We start from the raw sequence: 18971 nt of genomic DNA on the forward strand, positions 1-18971 counted from the left end.
CTTAGTCCTCCTCATAGCTGTCTACGTGGGTGAACTGCAGGCGCTCGCCCTCGTAGCCGGTGATTTCAACGTTGTGCAGCTCGATCTTGCGCACATTTTCGGCGTGGATGCCCACCTTGCAGCTGGCATCCGCACCGCACATCATGGCAGCCTGGCCCGCCTTGGCGTCGGGCGCAAAGCTGATTTTCACATTGCGCATCTTTACGCCGCCGATGGGCTGCTCCGGCAGGCCGCTGAACCAGCAGCCCGCGTACTGGGCATCGGTGGCAGTGATGTTCTCCATTTCCAGCGTGCCCAGTGTCGGGGTCATCTCATCCACCGGCAGCGGGTCGTGGGTCTGTACATAGTCGCTGCGGCCGTCCGGGTCGCAAAAATAGAACATATTGATGACAAAGGGCGTCAGCACGCCGTCCATAACGACGTCGCGGAACACCAGCCCGTCAATGACGGCATACTTGCCGCGCCCACGGCGGGTCTTGACGCGCAGGCCGCGGTCAGTGTGATCCATCAGGCACTGGGTAACGGTGACATTCTTGACGCCGCCGCTCATCTCACTGCCGATGACCAGGCCGCCGTGGCCGCGGCTCAGGCAGCAGTTGCGGATGACAACATTCTCGCAGGGGATATGGCGCTTCATCCCTAAGAACAGCTTGCTGGATTTCAGCGCAATGCAGTCGTCGCCCACATGGATATGGTTGCCGATGATATTGACATTCTTGCAGCTCTCTGGGTCGATGCCGTCGGTGTTGGGGCTGTTGGAACTGTTGCGGATGCGGATGTTCAGAATGTCCACATTCTCCGAGTAGGTCGGGTGGATGGTCCAAGAGTAGCTGTTGCAGACCTGCACACCGTGCAGCACCACGTTTTTGGCGCCGTTTGTAAAGAACAGACGGGGGCGGTAGGCAATATTCTTCTTCTTCGGGTTCTGGTACCAGTCGCCGTTCTGGGCGTTGGCGTCAATCGTGCCCTCGCCGGTGATGGTCACATTCTCGGCGTTGATGACATTGATAAGCCCCGCAAAGCTGTCCAGGGGGTTGCCCTCCCACAGGGCCAGGTAGTGCTCGTCCCTTTCGTTGTGGCAGGGGAGGACACCGGGCAAAATCGGATAGTCGGTGCGCTTGGTGCCGCCCAGCAGCGTGCAGCCTTTTTCGAGGTAGAGCGTTGTGTTGCTCTGCAAAAACAGGCTCTGGGTGCGGTAAGTACCGGCGGGCACATAGACCGTGCCGCCGGCTGGGCAGGTGGACAGCGCCGCCTGCAATTTGGCAGTGTTGTCGGTCACGCCGTCCGCCACCAGGCCGCAGCGGCTGGCATCCACAAAGAAGCTCTCCTCAGCGGTGGTAAATTCCAGCGTATCGGTCACACCGTCGAGGGTGACGGCTACCGTGTAGCTGCGGCCCGGCTCCAGGGAGTAGAGCGAGAAAACGTTGGTGTCACCATCATAGACAGCATCACCATCCAGGGCAACCGTGTAAGGGGCCGGTGCGCGGTAGCAGCCGGAATTGACCAACTCAAATACCGCACTGCGCGCCATAGAACGTACAAGCGTGATTTTCATGTGAAAACCCCCAAATAATAAAAATTTGTATAAAAATAGTTTGAAAAACAGCAAAAATTGTGCTATTCTAGTAAATAGAACAAGAACCAATCGCCGGGCGCATGGCACCGCGGCAGCAAGGAGCAAGCGTTATGGTTTCGGAATATGTCTACTCGCCCCATGTGGACTTTTTTATTGACCACGTTGACCGCGATACCGGCTACGAGATGCCCAGTTTCCACATCCACCATAAGTATGAGATTTACTATGAGATTGAGGGCAGCCGCCGCTATTTTATCGAGGATGCCGCCTACATCGTCAACGCAGGCTGTGTTGTGCTGATTGGCGAGAACCAGATTCACAAGACTGCCTCGCTGGGGGACACGGCCTCCAGCCGCATTGTTGCGAACTTCAGCCGGGAATACCTGGGCAAAATCACCGACATATTCCCGGAGGTGGATTTCTTCTCGTTCTTGAGCGAAGAGCACAACCATCTGCTCTCCAACATCACGGTCAAGCAGCAGAACCATATTCACAATCTATTGCAGCAGCTGCTGGCTTTGCAGGAAGAAACCTCCCCGGAGTCCGACGCCATGCGCAAAATGCTGTTGGCCACGCTTTTGCTGGAACTCAAGGATCTCTGCCGCCAGCAGCAGGAGCAGGGCGGCGAGAACGGCCGCGTCAGCAACCATATCGTGGACCAAATTCAAGCCTACATCGCCGAGCATTACGCCGAGAAGCTGACCCTGACCGGCATTGCCAGCCAGTTCTATATCAGCCCCTACTACCTGAGCAGACTCTTCAAAAAGTCCATCAACCTGAGTCTGATCGAGTATATCAACGGCGTGCGTATCAAGGCGGCGCAGAATCTCATCGAGAAATCGAACGAGAGCATTTCCGACATTGCGGAAAAGACCGGCTTTATGACCACCGCCCATTTCCGCCGTGTGTTCAAGGATGCCACGGGTCTGTCCCCGCAGCAGTACCGGCAGTATTATAAGAGAGTGAATAAGTAAGGTTTGAAACATCCGCCGCCCTGATATGGGGCGGCCTTTTTGTTTGCACCGTTGCAGGGGCGGATGCCTGCATCCGCCCGCGGGGCGCTGGGGACGCCGTCCCCTGCAAATCTATCAGTAAAACTCCGTCCCCCTGGCAGGGGAGGGGAGTGTCATTTTCAAAAGAAAGGCTGCCCCGTACCCCCTGGTTGTGGTGCGGGGCAGCCGTGGTTTAAGTGGGTTTTCGGGCTGCCAAAATGGCGATTAGCCCTTCACGGCACCGGCGGAGATACCGTCGATGAAAGCATCCTGCGCGCAGAAGAAAACGATCAGCTGCGGGATGATGGAGATGAGGGACAATGCCAGAATACGGTTCCAGTTGAAACCGCTGTCAGCGTCCATGGACAGCTTGACGAAAATGGACATCGGGTATTTGCTGGGGGTCTGGACGTAAAGCAGGGGACCCATGTAGTCGTTGCAGCTCCACATGAACTGGAACAGACCGCAGGCTACCAGAGAGGGGCTCAGCATCGGGGCAATGATCTTGTACAGGATCTTGACCGGGCCGCAGCCGTCGATGGCAGCCGCCTCGTCCAGATCGTGGGGGATGCTGCGCATGAACTGCACCAGCTGGTAGACGAAGTAGGTCTCAGTGGCGAACAGGGTCGGCACCCACAGGGGCAGGTAGAAGGGGCTGTTGATCCAGCCAAAGGAGTTGTACATCAGGTACTGGGGCACGTTCAGAACGACCTGCGGCAGGAACAGGGTGGAGATCATGATGCCGAACAGCATATCGCGGCCCTTGAACTTAAAGCGGCTGAAGCCGTAAGCGGCAATGACAGAGCTGATAACGGTGAAGATGACCTTGGGGATAACGAAGCTGTAGGTGTTGATGAAGGCGCGCCAGATGCTGATGTCGCCGCCGTAGTTCTGGGTCACGGCGTCAATGTAGCCCTGCAGCGTGGGGTTGGCAGTCAGGAAGCCGATGCCGGAGAAGATCTCGGCGTTGGACTTGAAGGTGGCGCCCACCATCCAGACCAGCGGGTAGATCATGATAACGCCGACAAGGATCAGCACAAAGTACTGGAAGAAACGGCCGATTTTATGGGCGGTAGAAAGTTTCATTTTTCGTTCCTCCTTAATCAGCGTAGTAGACCCAGTGCTTCTGGCTGGTGAAAGCAATCACAGTCAGCAGAGCAACGGCGATGAACATGACCCAGGCCAGCGCACACGCCATGCCCATCTCGTTGGACTTGAAGGCGTAGTTGTAAACCAGCAGGGAGACAAGCGTTGTAGCGTTACGCGGGCCGCCCTGGGTGATGATGTAGGGGCCGTTGAATTCCTGGAACGCCTGTGCGATCTGGGTGACGAGATTGTAGAAGATAACGGGGGTGATCATCGGAATGGTGATCGAGAAGAACTGGCGGGTCTTGGTAGCACCGTCAATGGTGGCGGCCTCGTACAGGTCGGCAGGCACGCCCTTCAAAGCGGCCAGGAACAGAACCATGGCGGAGCCGAACTGCCACACACGCAGCAGGCAGATGACGAACAGCGCCCAGGTCTTGTCAGCCAGCCAGTCGGGACCGGCAATGCCAAAGAAGCCGAGAATCGTGTTGACAACGCCGGTGTCCTTGAACAGGGCGCGCCACAGAACGGCGATGGCCACAGAGCCGCCCAGAATGGACGGAATGTAGTAAACGGTACGGAACAGGTTGACGAACTTGATCTTGAAGTTCAGGATGTAGGCGATGAACAGCGCGAACACCAGCTTGAGGGGCACGGTGATGAAGGCATATTTCACAGTGGTCAGCAAAACGGAAACGGTCTTGCGGCTGGTGAAAATCTCAACGTAGTTCATAACGCCGTACTGGCTGATGCCCTTGAAGAAGTTCAGGTCAGTAAAGCTGTATACCAGAGAGCTGGCAAACGGATAGGCTTTGAAAATCAGGAAGCCCAGAATCCACGGAATCAGGAAGAACAGGCCAGTGTTTTCGTCACACCAACGCTTAAACGGTGTGCGCTGGGTCGTTTTGGGTGCAGAGCTCATCCAAAAACCTCCTTGTCACAAATTGCTGCATTGCGTTTTAACATGAATAACCGGCCCCGCCATGCGTGATAACGGGGCTGGGGCCGGCTAAACTTTACTTTTTAAAGGATTTCGATTGCTCTTAGGCGTTGGCGCTCAGCACACCGGAAACGCCGTCCAGCAGGATCTCGGCAGCCTCCTCAGCGTCGTAGTCGCCGTAGCTGAAGCCGTCGAACACATCGGTGTAAACGCCGTCGGTGGTGTCCTTCAGCTTGCTGGACTCGAAGTACGGGTCAAGCGGCATATCGACGAAGGCCAGAACCTTGGTGTTGGCCTCGAGAACCAGAGGCTTCACAGCGTCAGCAGCCTGAGCGGCAGCCAGACCGGCGGTGGAGGCGGGAATGCCGCACTCGGAACCCATGATGGCAGCGCCCTCGCCGTTCCACAGGAAGTCGATCAGGGCAGCAGCCTCAACGGGATGCTGGCAGGAGGAGGTGATGGCCATGCCCATGGAGACCTTGGAGAAGCCGCCGTTGGCCTTGTCGCCGAACTTGATCTCCTCACCAACGGTGAAGCCGGAGTTGTCGGCCAGAGCAGACTGGTACTTGTTGGCGGAAGAATCCCACTCGAAGATGCCGGCGTACTTGCCGTCGATCCACTCCTGAGACTTATCGATAGAGTCGAAGCCAGCAGCGATCATGGTCGGACGGGTGGGGATAACGTGGTTGTCCTCGAGGGACTTGATGAAGTTCAGGCCATCAACGACCTCTTCCTCGCTGTACTGGCACTCGTTGTTCTCGACCCAGGCCTTGCCGTACTTGGACTCGAGGTAGAAGGTCATCAGGATCATGCGGTCATACTGACCGATGGCCAGAGGATAGTAATCATCGCCCAGCTTCTCCTGGAAGGCCTTGCCGGCGGCAATCAGATCATCATAGGAGGCGGGAACCTGCTCAATACCGGCCTGCTTGAAGGTGTTCATGTTCCAGTAGAAGATACGGCCGGTCATCGAGATGGGCACAGCCTGCAGGCTGTCAGCAACGGTGCAGGCGTTCTTGGCGGCATCGCTCCACTGGCTCAGGTCGATGACATCGCTGTACTCGCGCAGGTCGACGAACTTCTCACCCGTGGGGCTGTACTGGTACAGCCAGTTCCAGTTGACCTGCATGACATCGGAACCCTGGTCAGCGGCCAGCGCGGTGGACTGCTTCTCTTCCCAGCCGGACCATGCGCCGTAGGTGGGGGAGACGGTGATGTTGGGGTACTTCTCGTGGAAAGCCTCCAGAGCCTTCTGGTAAGCCTCGTGGCGGGAGTCGCCGCCCCACCAGCTGATGGTCAGCTCGATAGGATCGGTGGTGTTGATCTCGTGGGCCTCGCTGGGGGCAGCCTCAGCGGTAGACTCGGCAGCGGTGCTTTCAGCAGTGGAAGCAGCCTCGCTGGTGGCGGCGGAGCTGCTGGCAGCGGTGCCGCAGCCAGCCAGCAGAGTGGCGGTCATAGCAGCGGCAACGCCAAGGGAAATTGCCTTCTTCATTGTTTTGTCCTCCTAAAAATGCTGTGCGATTTATTTTTGCAGATTGTCGTGTGTGGGTGTAAGCACCACAACATCTGCCATTCGCTTGTCTATATGATAGCAAAACGCACCAACAAAAAAAACAGTCAATTTAGTGCGTTCCACCTCAAAAGCGAACAATTCTTGCTTTGTTGCTTGTAACCGATTTGACACCACCGTCAAAACTTACGAATACGAGCACCTGCATTTGTGCAGTTTAACAAAGGCGACGGAAACCCGGACGGGGATATCCAGGGCAAAGCGCACCGATATTTACCCACTAAAATGCGTTACCAGGGGCAAAATATGCAAGATTGATGCAAAAAACGTGCTATTTCGCAAATATTATTGCATTCATCTATGCACGGTGCAAAATAAGTGCGGCCGAGAGCAAAAAAGGCCCCGCCGGGAGAAATCCCGGTGGGGCCTGCACAAATTATGTTCACTTCTTCGGGTGGCGTGCTAAAAATGCACGGTATTCGCGGTACCAGCATTGGGGGCACAGGCTTTGGTACTCCACATCGTCCACTGTATCAATCGCGACCTGGGCACCCTCAAAGACATATTCGCCGTTGACCTTGCGCCCGTTGCAGATGGCCTTGCGGCCGCAGGCGCAGATGGTTTTCAGTTCCTCGATCGTATGGGCAAGCTCCAGCAGCCGCGTCGAGCCGGGGAACCCCCGCATCATAAAGTCGGCACGCAGGCCGTAACAGATGACCGGAATGCCAAGATCGACCGTGACCAGGAACAGCTGGTCGGCCTGCTGGGGGGTAAAAAACTGGCTCTCGTCGCAGAGAACACAGGCAATCTTGCCATTGGCGGCCTCGTCGGCGCGCACCAGCTCCACCACGTCCATGTCGGGTGTGACGAGCTTGTCAACTTTGCAGGAAATACCCAGGCGGGAAAGGATGGAATCCTGCCCCTTGGTGTCGATGGCGGGCTTTAAAATCAGCACGCGCATCCCGCGTTCTTTATAATTGTAGGCGACCTGCATCAGCGCAGTGGTCTTGCCGCTGTTCATAGCGCCATATCGAAAATACAATTTTGCCATGGTGGCTCCTTATCGGTTTATTGATAACCGTAGGGGCCGGGCATGCCCGGCCCTCAACCTTCCCGCAATCGCGCGTCAACCAGTAGGCTGAGGGCCGCACATGTGCGGCCCCTACAAGGCGGTCTTTTTATAGAGATATCACTTTTCCTGATTTCTCAGCCTGTACCCCAGGCTCATCAGGCTGTCGCCCAGATGGACATTCTCCACCGTGACATCTGGGTACTCGACCGACAGATCGTAGTGGCTGAAATTCCAGAAACCCTTGATGCCCTGGCCCACCAGCTCACCCGCCAGGTCCATAGCGCTCTGGCGCGGCACGCAGAGCACGGCCACCTCGGGATGGTGCTCGGTGCAGAAGGCCTCCAGCTCACTCAGCGGAAGAATGGGCACGCCGCACATTTCCTTGCCGATCAAGTCGGGGTTCACATCAAACACGCCCAGCAGCTTGTAGCCGTTGGCGTCGCGGCTGATGAAGCTGGATACTGCAGAACCCAAACGACCGGCACCGACCAAAATCGTGGGCAGTTTTTCGCCATCGCCGAACAGCAGCTTGCCAATCTCGGCACGCAGCACATCCACCTTGTAGCCGATGCCCTGCTGGCCGAACCCACCAAAGCAGTTGAAATCCTGGCGCACCTGGCTGGCGGTGGTGCCCATCATGTGGGCCAGCTCGCTGGAAGAAATTTTATCCTTGCCGTCGGCGGAAAGGTTGGTCAGATAACGATAATATTTCGGCAGTCGCTTGATGACCGGGAGCGACACCTTATTTTGAACAGCCATGATCGTATCCCTCACATTGCAATACTTGTTTATAGCTTATTATAAAATGAAGCACGGCGGTTGTCAATTTTTTGTCTAAGTTTTTTAGCTGATTTCTCAAATTATTATACGGTTGTACAAAAATAGAACGGGAAATTCTGGCGGTATAGACAAAACAAAACGACACCCCTGGCCCAAACCGCGCATATTTTGCAGGGCCGCAGGACAGACTGTTTTTGTGTATAGTTTGCGCAGAAAAGGAGAGCAATGATGGAAACGAAGGATAAAAAGGTCGGCACCAAGCACAACCCCACCGAAAGCGCCGCCCTGAAGCGGCTGGAGCATGATTTGATAAAGGAAGACGGCATTGTGCCTGCCACCAAGGGCCGCCACGCCATCCACTGCCTGACGGTCATCGGCACGATTGAGGGCCATACGCTGGCGTCCGACGCGCAAAAGACGACAAAATATGAGCACGTCATCCCCCAGCTGGTGGACATTGAGGAGGATCCCGAGATAGAAGGACTGCTGGTGATTCTGAATACGGTGGGCGGTGATGTGGAAGCCGGGCTGGCGCTGGCGGAACTGATTGCGGGCGTCAGCAAGCCCAGCGCCACGCTGGTGCTGGGCGGCGGGCATTCTATTGGCATCCCGCTGGCGGTGGCGGCGCGGCACAGCTTTATTGTGCCCACGGCCACCATGACGGTGCACCCGGTGCGCCACTCTGGCATGGTGCTGGGCGTGCCCCAGACCCTGCGCTATTTTGAACAGATGCAGGAGCGCATAGTCAGCTTTGTGACCGGGCACTCCAAAATCACGGCCCGGCGGTTCACCCAGCTGATGCACAATACCGGCGAGCTTGTCATGGACATGGGCACCGTATTGGACGGCACCCAGGCTGTGGAGGAAGGGCTGATCGACGAGTTGGGCGGCCTGGCGGACGCATTGGGGTATTTATATAAGGAAATAGAAAAGTGAAGGCGGAATCGTAGGGGCGCATTCTATATGCGCCCGGGGAGCTTGCGGCAAGATAAACGTCCACGGGCGGATATGGAATCCGCCCCTACATAATTTTGTTGCGGCAGCCTATTGCAATCTACAATATTATATGCTATATAATATATAACCCTATACACCATACACCCGGAAAGGGGGCACCCTATGGCCATCAACACCACGGCGGGGCTGCTGGATGCCATTGTGCTGGCTGTCGTCGGGCGGGAGGAAACGGGCACCTACGGCTATAAGATCACGCAGGAGGTCCGCACGGTGCTGGACCTGTCGGAATCCACGCTGTACCCGGTGCTGCGCCGCCTGCAAAAGGACGGCTGCCTGACCGTCCATGACGAAGCCTTCAATGGCCGCAACCGCCGCTACTATCAAATCACGCCCGCAGGCCGCGCCCGGCTGGCAGAATTTACCGCCGAGTGGGAAGCCTACACCACAAAAATCAACAAGCTCTTTAAGGGGGAGCCGCAATGAAAAAATACGAGTACTTATCCGAACTGGAAAAGCGGCTGTCTGCCCTGCCTGCTGATGCGCGCCGCGACGCACTGAATTATTATGAGGAATACTTCGACGCCGCAGGCCCCGACAACGAGGACGCCACCGCCGCCGAGCTGGGCGACCCTGCCGAGGCCGCCCGCAAGATCCTGGAAGGGGAGGGCCTGACGCCGGATGCCGACCCTGCCGTACCCGAGAGCGCATGCGGCGGTGCTGTGCCACCCGCCGCCCCGGAGCCGCCCGCCGCCGACCCACAGCCCGCCCAGCCTCAAAAGCACGGTCCCGGGGCAAAAACCATGTGGCTGATTTTCGCCGTTTTCATTGTTGCGGCGCTGATCATTCAGCTGGGCGTCCTTGTGCTGAGTTTTGCAAAGCCCGGCGGCGGCACAGCGTCGATGGTTGTTGAGCAGGCGGAGGAAGAAACTGCTGCATCCGGTCTTGTCCGCACCGAGGACTTTTACAACGGGACCGCCGCCACCGAGTACGCGGACAGCGGCAGCCCATTGGAGAAGATGGATTTCACCACCGGTCTGGCCGACGCCAAAAATATAACCTTCGACATCGACTACGGCGCGGTCACAGTCGTTGTGGACAGTGGTGCGGCGGAGCCGACCCTTTCCTGCACGAACCTGCGTCAGGACTGGTTCACCTTTACCAACACGGGCGACAACACAAGCCCGGTGCGTGTCAGCTACAAGGTGCCCGCCAACTACAACCTCGGCAAAGAGCTGGGGCCCGAGCCTGAGTTTGTCCTGTCCGTGCCGGATGCGAATACCTTCCATTTTAAAAGGCTCTCCATCACTGCCGCTATGGGCGATGCAGAATTTGACAACAGCAATACCATCGCCGCCGACAGCATCGACTTAGACCTGGCGATGGGCTGCTTTACCGGTAGCACCGTGCAGGCAGAGCAGTTTACGGCGAATATCTCAATGGGCGATTTTGATTTGGGGCTGCTGGCGGGCGTTGAAACCGCTAAAGTCGAAGCTGCCATGGGCGATATTGGCCTGACGGTGGACGGCAGGCCCGACGATTACGCGCTTGACCTGCAAACGTCCATGGGGAATGTGATGTTCAACGGCAGGACGATGAGCAGCACCTACACCCAAACAGCCGCCGCGCCCCGCAGCGTGACCCTTACCGCGCCGATGGGCGATGTAGTGCTGACGACGACGCAGTAATCCCGCCCGCGTATAGCAAACGGCCAGAGCCCCTCCGGTCATCGCTGACGCTCGACCACCTCCCCGCAAAGCGAGGAGACTTTCACTCGGGCTTCGCCCGCGCAAAAAGGCTCCTCACGAAGTGGGGAACTGGCCGCGCGCAGCAAGGCCTGAGGGGCTCTTCTACCTCGCCATAGTTGCCGCCCTTATAGGGGGCCAATCCTCGCATCGGCCCGCCCGGCCACCCCAAAGTCATACTACCCGCTCAAACCATTGTTCAAAATCCACAACTTTCCTTTTCGCGGTGCAAGAAAGATTTTCGCCGAATCCTTTGTATTTTGTCCGCGGTTGTGGTACAATCTTTCTAATAAGTAAAAACCGTCGAAAAAAGGAAAGTCAGGAGAGTGTATTATGGCATACTATTTTTCCGAGCCGTCCCGCACCTTTGGTGAGTATCTGCTCGTTCCCGGGTATTCCTCTTCAGAGTGCGTCCCTACGGCTGTCAGCCTGAAAACCCCGCTGGTCAAATACCGCAAGGGCGAGGAAGCCTGCCCGCTGGAAATGAACATCCCGATGGTCTCCGCCATCATGCAGTCCGTCTCCGGTGAGAAACTGGCGATTGCCCTGGCCAAGCAGGGCGGCGTCTCCTTCATCTACGGCTCCCAGACCATCGAGCAGGAGGCCGACATGGTTCGCCGTGTCAAGGCTTACAAGAAGGGCTTTGTCACTTCCGACTCCAACCTGCCGCCGGAGGCTACCTTGGGCGACGTGCTGGACCTCAAGACCCGCACCGGCCATTCCACCGTTGCCATCACCGACGACGGCTCTGCCCATGGCAAGCTGCTGGGCATCGTCGCCTCCCGCGACTACCGCCTTTCCCGCATGACGATGGATCTCAAGGTCACTGAGTTCATGACTCCGCTGGATAAGCTGGTCACGGCCCCCGCCACCACCAGCCTGCACGACTGCAATGATATCATCTGGGACAACAAGATCAACTCCCTGCCCCTGATCGACGAGGAAGGTCGCCTGCAGTATATGGTTTTCCGCAAGGACTACGACTCCCACAAGGAGAACATCAACGAGCTGCTGGACGAGAACAAGAGCTATGTCGTCGGCGCGGGCATCAACACCCGTGACTACGCCGAGCGCGTCCCCGCACTGGTGGACGCCGGTGTGGATGTGCTCTGCATCGACTCTTCCGAGGGCTTCAGCGAGTGGCAGTCCCGCACCATCGCCTGGATCCGCGAGAACTACGGCGACAAGGTGAAGGTCGGTGCCGGCAACGTTGTTGACCGCGAGGGCTTCCTGTTCCTGGCGAAGGCTGGCGCAGACTTCATCAAGATCGGCATTGGCGGCGGCTCCATCTGCATCACCCGCGAGACCAAGGGCATTGGCCGCGGCCAGGCTACCGCGGTCATTGAGGTCGCCAAGGCCCGCGACGAGTACTATAAGGAAACCGGCATCTATATTCCCATCTGCTCCGATGGCGGCATCGTGCAGGACTACCACATCACCCTGGCACTGGCTATGGGCGCGGACTTTGTCATGCTGGGCCGTTACTTCGCCCGCTTCGACGAGTCCCCCACGAACAAGCTGCGCGTCGGCGGCAACTACGTCAAGGAGTACTGGGGCGAGGGCTCCAACCGCGCCCGCAACTGGCAGCGCTATGACCTGGGCGGTGCCCAGAAGCTGAGCTTTGAGGAAGGCGTTGACTCCTATGTGCCTTACGCCGGTCCCCTGGCTGATGGTGTGCAGACGACGCTGTACAAAGTGCGCTCCACCATGTGCAACTGCGGCGCGCTCTCCATCCCCGAACTGCAGGAAAAAGCCCGCCTGACCGTTGTATCCTCCACCTCCATCGTCGAGGGCGGCAGCCATGACGTTATCCTGAAGAACGGCCCCCAGAACCGCTAAGCTATAAACACACAGCCGCCCCGCCGGACATCTGCCCGGCGGGGCGGCTTTTTGCATAACTTGGCAGGATCATACTACTGTGCGGCATGATGCCCCAGCGCAGCATTTATGAGATGGGGGTGTAAAACGTATTGTAGGGGCGGCCATTGGCCGCCCGCGGAACATAGCGACAGCCGCGGCGTCCCCGGGTCGATGACGAGCATCGACCCCTACACCGTAGGGGCGGATTCCATATCCGCCCGGGAACCTTCCGGCAGCTGCCTCCTATCCGCTGGCGACCAATGGTCGCCCCTACTTCTTTTACCTCAAATCAACCCATTCTCCACGCAATACCAATACACCCCGTCCTCGGTCACGGGGCGGCAAACCTCGGTGGCAACAGCTTTCAACTCGTCCGACGCATTCCCCATGGCAACGGCGCTGCCCACAACTTGCAGCATCTCAATATCATTGTTGCCGTCGCCGAACGCCACTGCCTCGGCCTTGTCAAAACCGTAATATTCCAGAATCTTCCCGATGCCTGTACCCTTGCCGCCGCTGGCCGGGATGATATCCACCGCGCGGTCCCACCACGCGGCAATTTTGGCACCGTCCACGCCGCGCAAAATTGCGTCATACTCATCCTTGCGGCCGCCCATCATCAGCTGGTAGATGTCCTCCCGGCAAACAGTGTCGAATTCTTCGGTGATGGGCACAACCATCTTGGCGATGGCAAAATAGTCGGTCAGGTCCGCGTCCGTGCCGTTGGCGGCCAGCCGGTCACGCACCGACACACAGACAGGCCGCCCGATGGCTGTGCCGTTGGCAATAATTTTCTGCACATCCTCGTGTGCAATCGGATTGCTGAAAATCGTCTCGCCGCCTGCCGTGTAACACAGAGAGCCGTTGAAGGTCAAGCAGGCGTCAAATTCCACCCCCGGGAACACCGGCAGTGCCACAGGGGAGCGCCCGGTCGCCAGGCAGATTTTTACGCCGCCCGCCCGCAGGCGCTGCAAAGCCTCCAGCGTTTTCTCGGTGATGCGCTTGGACTGTATATCGATCAGCGTGCCGTCGATATCAAAAAATGCGATTTTCGTCTGCATTCGGGGAGACTCCTTTGTTTTAGAATACACCCAGTATAGCACAAAAATGGCAGGATCGATACCGCATTTCCGCGAAAATGTGATGCGATCCTGCCCAAGAGGGTTCATTCGGTTTGATTTTTGGAATCGGGGCTGCCGAAAAACACCACCGGCAGCATCAGCAAAAACGGATTGGCCGACACCAAAAACGGCTTGTTCTCCATGAAGAGATACAGCGTCAGCGCCACCAGGCAGATGACCTCGGTGGAGCGGTGCTTCTTCGCTAACCGCCACAGCAGCAACAGGAACACGGCGGCCACCAGAATGGCACCGATAATGCCTTTGTTCATCGGCACGGCCAAAAACGTGTTGTCAATGGCGTGGTGCTCGTCGCCGTCGGTGGGCAGGCCGCCCAGCAGCGAGAGCGGGGCCTGCCAGAAAACATTGTGCCAAATCTCAAACCGACCCGACAGTGCAATGCTCAACAGCAGCAGGGCCATCCGTTCATAGGGCCATTCGGGGTTGTAAACGTATCCGGCGTATAGGCTGAACGCTGCCAGCGCCACCGGCAGGGCAATCGAAAACCCGTAGAAAATTTTGTTGTCAAACAGCTTCGGCAGAAATTTCTGCACCAGAAACAGCCCGAACAGCACTGCCATACCGCCGAACGCGCCCCGGCTGCCAGGTACTTTGTAGGTAAAAATCGCCAGTGCGGCCAGCCCGGCCCAGTCGAAAGCTCTCATCCGGTCGTGCCGCAGCCAGCCCCAGGCGAAGAACACGCCCACCAACCGCGCACCGAAACCGTTGTAGTGACCGTAGCCGAAATCCCAGTTGCGGCAGTAGAAATTGTAGGGCATCAGCGGAGTGACAAAGTGCAGCGCCTGCACCAGCAGCAGCCCGGCCACTGCCGTGGCAAGGTAGACCCGCAGGGCCGTCTGCAAATCCACATCCTTGGCCCCCAGCCCGACGAGCGCAGCCAGGAAAAACCACTGGTCGCCGCCGTACCAGGCCGAAAACGCCGTGTAGACCAGCACAACGGCCACGATGATTTTTTGCAGCTGCGTCTCGTACTCGGTCAGCAATACGATTTTGCCCGCCAGCAGCAGTACGGCAAACCCGGTCAGCCCCAGCCGCGCCACCCGGCTGAAAGTCGGCAGCGTAGACTGAAGGTTGGAGCTGAATACCTCGCTCAAAACAAGCAATAACGCCAGCCCCGCACAGTACACGCGGCTGGCCAGCGATTTGTATTTTTGGTAAAGCATAGAAGAATCCTTTCGGGATTAAATAGAAATCATTATAAGTATATCATATAAACGATAAAAAGAAAACCCTGTAAAAACAGCGGCACACGGTAGGGGCCGCGCATACGCGGCCCGCAGCTTTCCCATAAGCGCCTGCTTGTCCTTCACGCGGGGGCTGGGCATACCCGGCCCCTACATAAATAATGTTGATAAACACAAAACACATCCTTGCAAATTTTGCAAAAATAATACTTGACATTCCCCCAAGAATCCGCTAAAATAGAACCATTGCAAATGCAGTGAAGGGGAAAAAGCAGCGTCCATCCCATTGCAGAGAGCCGCCGGTCGGTGCAAGGCGGTATGGCAGATGTTGTATACTGGCCCCGGAGCAGCCGCGCTGACAGGTAGGCGCGGACGGAACCTGACCGTTATCATGCAGGCGCGATTCGCTGAAAAGCTGATCGTACAGAGCGGCCGTTTCAACGGCAATGAGAGTGGTACCGCGGGTACAGCAACGTGAATTTTGCTCCCGTCTCTCAAAGGTCTTTCGCCTTTGGGAGACGGTTTATTTTTACCTCCCCAAAGCGCGAACCGAACGCTTTGAAGGAGGCATTTTTATTATGATGGACGCATCCAAGTACAATGTAGGCTACTATCCGCCGCCGGTCGAACCCGGCCATGTCTATGAGTGGCCCCAGAAAGACCATATCGAGCAGGCCCCGGCCTGGTGCAGTGTGGATCTGCGCGATGGCAATCAGAGCCTGATCGTGCCGATGAACCTGGAAGAAAAACTTGAATTTTACGATATGCTGGTCAAAATCGGCTTTAAGGAAATCGAGGTCGGTTTCCCCGCCGCCAGCGAGACCGAGTACGAGTTCCTGCGCACGCTGATTGACGGCAACCGCATCCCCCAGGATGTGACCGTGCAGGTGCTGACCCAGTGCCGTGACCACATCATCCGCAAGACGTTCGAGGCCGTCAAGGGCGCGCCCCGGGCCATTATCCACTTCTACAACTCCACCAGTGTCGCCCAGCGCGAGCAGGTGTTCAAGAAGTCCAAAGAGGAAATCAAGAAGATCGCCGTTGACGGCGCTAAGCTCGTCAAGCAGCTGAGCGAGGAGTACGAGGGCAACTTCCTGTTTGAGTACAGCCCCGAGAGCTTCACCGGGACCGAGCCGGAGTACGCCGTGGAAGTCTGCAACGCCGTTCTCGACGTCATGCAGCCCACCCCCGACCGCCCCATGATCATTAACCTGCCGGTCACGGTCGAGATGAGCATGCCCCACATCTACGCAAATCAGATTGAATGGTGCTCCAAGCATCTGAAATATCGTGACAGCGTGATTCTTTCTACCCACCCCCACAACGACCGCGGCTGCGGCGTCGCTGACGCCGAGCTGGCTGTGCTGGCTGGTGCTCAGCGCATCGAGTGCTGCCTCTTCGGCAACGGCGAGCGCACCGGCAACGTGGACGCCATCACGCTGGCTATGAATATGTACAGCCACGGCGTGGATCCACACCTTGACTTCAGCAATATGCCCGAAATCTGCGAAGTCTACGAGCGCGTGACCCGGATGCACGTCTACGAGCGCACGCCGTATGCAGGCTCCCTCGTCTTTGCGGCGTTCAGCGGCAGCCATCAGGACGCCATCGCCAAGGGCATGACATGGCGCAAGGAAAAGCAGCTCCACCAGTGGACCTGCCCCTACATCCCCATCGACCCCCACGACATTGGCCGCACCTACGATGCCGACGTCATCCGTATCAACTCCCAGAGCGGCAAGGGCGGCATCGGCTTCCTGCTGCAGCAGAACTACGGTTACAACCCGCCGCCGAAAATGCGCGAGGATCTGGGCTACCGCGTCAAGGACGTCAGCGACCACGAGCACCGCGAGTTGAGCGTGAAAGAAGTGCTGGGCGTCTTTGAGAGCAGCTACCTCAACCACACCCACCCGCTCAATGTGCCGGAAGCGCACTTTATCCAGAACTCAGACGGCAGCATCACGGCAAGCGTCGTCATCACCAGCGGCGGCAGCACGATCAAATGCACCGCCACCGGTAACGGCCGCCTGGACGCTGTGGCAACGGCCATCGAGCAGCAGACCGGGATGCATTTCACGCTTGTGCATTACAGTGAGCACGCCCTCGATTCCGATACGAACTCCCGCGCCTGCTCCTACGTCGGCCTGAAATGGGCCTCCGGCGAGGAGAGCTGGGGCTGCGGCACGCATACGGATATTATCGTGGCGGGCATTAAGGCGCTGGTAAGCGCGATCAACAATAAGTAAACACCCTACAACGCACTGCCGGGTAGGGGCCGGACTTGTCCGGCCCTCACCATAAGGGCAGGCGGCACGTAAAGGCAAGGCCGAGGGCGGGGCATGCCCCGCCCCTACGGTGAGATGATCCTAAAACGGAGGTACACAACCATGGGCATGACCATGACCCAAAAAATCTTAGCGGCCCACAGCGGGGAAGCAGCCGTCACGGCGGGCCAGCTCATCAACGCCAAGCTCGATGTGGTGCTCGGCAATGATATCACCACCCCGGTGGCCATCAACGAATTTGAAAAAGCAGGGTTCGACTCGGTGTTCGATAACACCCGCGTCAACATTGTGCTGGATCACTTTGTCCCCAACAAGGACATCAAGAGCGCGGCCCAGTCCAAGCAGTGCCGCGAGTTCGCCGACAAGTACGATATCCTCAACTTTTTCGACGTGGGCCGCATGGGCGTTGAGCACGCACTGCTGCCCGAACAGGGCATCGTGACCGCCGGCGACTGCATCATCGGCGCGGACAGCCACACCTGTACCTACGGTGCGGTGGGCGCGTTCTCCACCGGCGTCGGCTCCACCGATATGGCCGCCGGCATGGCGAAAGGCATGGCCTGGTTCAAGGTCCCCGCCGCCATCAAGGTCGAGCTGAAGGGTCAGCTGCACAAGCCCGTCACCGGTAAGGACGTCATTCTGCACCTGATTGGTCAAATCGGCGTCTCGGGTGCACTGTACAAGAGCTTGGAATTTGTCGGCGAGGGCGTCAAGACCCTGACGATGGAGGATCGCCTCTGCATCTGCAACATGGCCATCGAGGCCGGTGCCAAGAACGGCATCTTCCCCGTGGATGAAGTGACCGAGGCCTACCTCAAAGGCCGCAGCCAGCGCCCGTGGACCAAGTACGAGGCCGACCCCGACGCCGAATATGAGCGCACCATCGTGATTGACCTCGACGCGCTCGAGCCGACGGTCAGCTACCCGCATCTGCCCGAGAACACGCATCTTGCCAAAGAGGGCAAGGACATCAAGATCGACCAAATCGTAATTGGCTCCTGCACCAACGGACGCATTGAGGACATGGAGGCCGCCTACGAGATCCTAAAGGGCAAGCACATCGCCAAGGGCGTGCGCGGTATCATCATCCCCGCCACGATGGCCGTCTACAAGGAGTGCATCCTGCGCGGCTACACCGAGGCTTTCATCGACGCAGGCTGCATCGTCTCCACGCCCACCTGCGGCCCCTGCCTGGGCGGCTACATGGGTATCCTGGCGGCGGGCGAGCGCTGTGTCTCCACCACCAACCGCAACTTCGTCGGCCGCATGGGCCACGTGGAGTCCGAGGTCTACCTCGCCAGCCCTGCCACGGCGGCGGCCAGCGCCCTGACCGGCTACATCACTGATCCGAGGGAGGTTTGAGCTATGAACGCAAGAGGTCCTGTTTTTAAATACGGCGACAACATTGACACCGACGTGATCATCCCGGCCCGCTACCTGAATACCCAGAGTGCCGCCGAGCTGGCAAGCCACTGTATGGAAGATATCGATAAAACGTTTGTTACCCACGTCAAGGCGGGGGATATCATGGTGGGCGGTGAGAACTTTGGCTGCGGCTCCTCCCGCGAGCATGCCCCCGTTGCCATCAAGGCGTCCGGTATCAGCTGCGTTATCGCCAAGAGCTTTGCCCGCATCTTCTACCGCAATGCCATCAACATCGGTTTACCGATTCTCGAATGCCCCGCCGCCAGCGAGGCAATTAGCGAGGGCGATACAGTCAGCATCAACTTTGACACCGGCGTCATTACCGACGAAACCACAGGCCAGACCTTCCAGGCCGCGCCCTTCCCGCCGTTCATCCAGAACATTATCGCCAAGGGCGGCCTGATGAACAGCTTGAAGGACTGA

General features: G+C 57.8%; 16 protein-coding genes and 1 other annotated feature. Of the genes, 8 read left to right on the forward strand and 8 right to left on the reverse strand.

Annotated features, from left to right (window positions below):
• Position 1: 1 nt before the first annotated feature.
• The gene (locus GPK89_RS11885; protein WP_215693404.1) at positions 2–1555 is read right to left on the reverse strand and encodes a glycoside hydrolase family 28 protein; all 1554 of its coding nucleotides are present in this window, start codon (positions 1553–1555) and stop codon (positions 2–4) included.
• A gap of 131 nt (positions 1556–1686) precedes the next feature.
• On the opposite strand from GPK89_RS11885, the gene GPK89_RS11890 reads away from it, so the two are divergent.
• A complete protein-coding gene (locus GPK89_RS11890; RefSeq protein WP_215693406.1) occupies positions 1687–2550 on the forward strand; it encodes an AraC family transcriptional regulator in 864 nt (287 codons plus the stop codon).
• Positions 2551–2793: 243 nt separating this feature from the next.
• On the opposite strand, the gene GPK89_RS11895 is transcribed toward GPK89_RS11890, so the two are convergent.
• The 5 genes from GPK89_RS11895 to GPK89_RS11915 form a co-directional block, all read right to left on the reverse strand.
• Positions 2794–3654 (reverse strand): carbohydrate ABC transporter permease, encoded by an 861-nt coding sequence (locus GPK89_RS11895; protein WP_215693408.1) that lies wholly within the window; start codon positions 3652–3654, stop codon positions 2794–2796.
• A 13-nt stretch (positions 3655–3667) separates the two neighbouring features.
• A complete protein-coding gene (locus GPK89_RS11900; protein ID WP_215693410.1) occupies positions 3668–4576 on the reverse strand; it encodes a carbohydrate ABC transporter permease in 909 nt (302 codons plus the stop codon).
• A 121-nt stretch (positions 4577–4697) separates the two neighbouring features.
• A complete protein-coding gene (locus GPK89_RS11905; RefSeq protein WP_215693411.1) occupies positions 4698–6086 on the reverse strand; it encodes an ABC transporter substrate-binding protein in 1389 nt (462 codons plus the stop codon).
• Positions 6087–6546: 460 nt separating this feature from the next.
• Positions 6547–7155 carry a thymidine kinase gene (locus tag GPK89_RS11910; protein ID WP_215693413.1) on the reverse strand — a complete coding sequence of 203 codons (609 nt, stop codon included), beginning with the start codon at positions 7153–7155 and terminating at the stop codon, positions 6547–6549.
• A 138-nt stretch (positions 7156–7293) separates the two neighbouring features.
• Positions 7294–7935, reverse strand: coding sequence for a redox-sensing transcriptional repressor Rex (locus tag GPK89_RS11915; RefSeq protein WP_215693415.1), 642 nt, complete (start codon positions 7933–7935; stop codon positions 7294–7296).
• A gap of 249 nt (positions 7936–8184) precedes the next feature.
• On the opposite strand from GPK89_RS11915, the gene GPK89_RS11920 reads away from it, so the two are divergent.
• From GPK89_RS11920 to GPK89_RS11935, 4 genes are all read left to right on the forward strand, one after another.
• Positions 8185–8892 (forward strand): ClpP family protease, encoded by a 708-nt coding sequence (locus GPK89_RS11920; RefSeq protein WP_215693417.1) that lies wholly within the window; start codon positions 8185–8187, stop codon positions 8890–8892.
• Between the two features lie 183 nt (positions 8893–9075).
• Positions 9076–9396, forward strand: a complete 321-nt coding sequence (locus GPK89_RS11925) for a PadR family transcriptional regulator (RefSeq protein ID WP_215693419.1) — start codon at positions 9076–9078, stop codon at positions 9394–9396.
• A complete protein-coding gene (locus GPK89_RS11930; RefSeq protein ID WP_215693421.1) occupies positions 9393–10598 on the forward strand; it encodes an HAAS signaling domain-containing protein in 1206 nt (401 codons plus the stop codon). The genes GPK89_RS11925 and GPK89_RS11930 overlap by 4 nt, the downstream gene beginning before the upstream one ends.
• A gap of 390 nt (positions 10599–10988) precedes the next feature.
• On the forward strand, positions 10989–12494 hold the full coding sequence (locus GPK89_RS11935) for an IMP dehydrogenase (protein ID WP_215693424.1): 1506 nt from the start codon (positions 10989–10991) through the stop codon (positions 12492–12494).
• Between the two features lie 305 nt (positions 12495–12799).
• Here GPK89_RS11935 and GPK89_RS11940 read toward each other — a convergent pair whose 3' ends face one another.
• Both GPK89_RS11940 and GPK89_RS11945 read right to left on the reverse strand, forming a co-directional pair.
• Positions 12800–13576 carry an HAD family hydrolase gene (locus GPK89_RS11940; protein ID WP_215693425.1) on the reverse strand — a complete coding sequence of 259 codons (777 nt, stop codon included), beginning with the start codon at positions 13574–13576 and terminating at the stop codon, positions 12800–12802.
• Positions 13577–13680: 104 nt separating this feature from the next.
• Positions 13681–14817: a hypothetical protein gene (locus GPK89_RS11945; protein ID WP_215693426.1), complete on the reverse strand. Its 1137-nt coding sequence runs from the start codon at positions 14815–14817 to the stop codon at positions 13681–13683.
• Between the two features lie 269 nt (positions 14818–15086).
• Positions 15087–15336: a binding site (T-box leader), on the forward strand.
• Positions 15337–15416: 80 nt separating this feature from the next.
• On the opposite strand from GPK89_RS11945, the gene GPK89_RS11950 reads away from it, so the two are divergent.
• The 3 genes from GPK89_RS11950 (at position 15417) to leuD (ending at position 18971) form a co-directional block, all read left to right on the forward strand.
• Entirely contained in the window at positions 15417–17084 is a 1668-nt protein-coding gene (locus GPK89_RS11950) for a 2-isopropylmalate synthase (protein ID WP_215693428.1), read from the forward strand.
• A 141-nt stretch (positions 17085–17225) separates the two neighbouring features.
• Complete coding sequence (leuC, locus tag GPK89_RS11955; protein WP_215693430.1) at positions 17226–18485, forward strand: 3-isopropylmalate dehydratase large subunit; 1260 nt, start codon at positions 17226–17228, stop codon at positions 18483–18485.
• 3 nt (positions 18486–18488) lie between these two features.
• Entirely contained in the window at positions 18489–18971 is a 483-nt protein-coding gene (leuD, locus tag GPK89_RS11960) for a 3-isopropylmalate dehydratase small subunit (protein WP_215693432.1), read from the forward strand.

Source organism: Gemmiger formicilis (assembly GCF_018784445.1).
GTDB lineage: Bacteria > Bacillota > Clostridia > Oscillospirales > Ruminococcaceae > Gemmiger.

Bases quoted from the DNA above. Each gene is read 5' to 3' on its own strand.
- GPK89_RS11885 (WP_215693404.1), bottom strand. From the start codon at position 1,555: ATGAAAATCACGCTTGTACGTTCTATGGCGCGCAGTGCGGTATTTGAG.
- GPK89_RS11890 (WP_215693406.1), top strand. From the start codon at position 1,687: ATGGTTTCGGAATATGTCTACTCGCCCCATGTGGACTTTTTTATTGAC.
- GPK89_RS11895 (WP_215693408.1), bottom strand. From the start codon at position 3,654: ATGAAACTTTCTACCGCCCATAAAATCGGCCGTTTCTTCCAGTACTTT.
- GPK89_RS11900 (WP_215693410.1), bottom strand. From the start codon at position 4,576: ATGAGCTCTGCACCCAAAACGACCCAGCGCACACCGTTTAAGCGTTGG.
- GPK89_RS11905 (WP_215693411.1), bottom strand. From the start codon at position 6,086: ATGAAGAAGGCAATTTCCCTTGGCGTTGCCGCTGCTATGACCGCCACT.
- GPK89_RS11910 (WP_215693413.1), bottom strand. From the start codon at position 7,155: ATGGCAAAATTGTATTTTCGATATGGCGCTATGAACAGCGGCAAGACC.
- GPK89_RS11915 (WP_215693415.1), bottom strand. From the start codon at position 7,935: ATGGCTGTTCAAAATAAGGTGTCGCTCCCGGTCATCAAGCGACTGCCG.
- GPK89_RS11920 (WP_215693417.1), top strand. From the start codon at position 8,185: ATGGAAACGAAGGATAAAAAGGTCGGCACCAAGCACAACCCCACCGAA.
- GPK89_RS11925 (WP_215693419.1), top strand. From the start codon at position 9,076: ATGGCCATCAACACCACGGCGGGGCTGCTGGATGCCATTGTGCTGGCT.
- GPK89_RS11930 (WP_215693421.1), top strand. From the start codon at position 9,393: ATGAAAAAATACGAGTACTTATCCGAACTGGAAAAGCGGCTGTCTGCC.
- GPK89_RS11935 (WP_215693424.1), top strand. From the start codon at position 10,989: ATGGCATACTATTTTTCCGAGCCGTCCCGCACCTTTGGTGAGTATCTG.
- GPK89_RS11940 (WP_215693425.1), bottom strand. From the start codon at position 13,576: ATGCAGACGAAAATCGCATTTTTTGATATCGACGGCACGCTGATCGAT.
- GPK89_RS11945 (WP_215693426.1), bottom strand. From the start codon at position 14,817: ATGCTTTACCAAAAATACAAATCGCTGGCCAGCCGCGTGTACTGTGCG.
- GPK89_RS11950 (WP_215693428.1), top strand. From the start codon at position 15,417: ATGATGGACGCATCCAAGTACAATGTAGGCTACTATCCGCCGCCGGTC.
- leuC (WP_215693430.1), top strand. From the start codon at position 17,226: ATGGGCATGACCATGACCCAAAAAATCTTAGCGGCCCACAGCGGGGAA.
- leuD (WP_215693432.1), top strand. From the start codon at position 18,489: ATGAACGCAAGAGGTCCTGTTTTTAAATACGGCGACAACATTGACACC.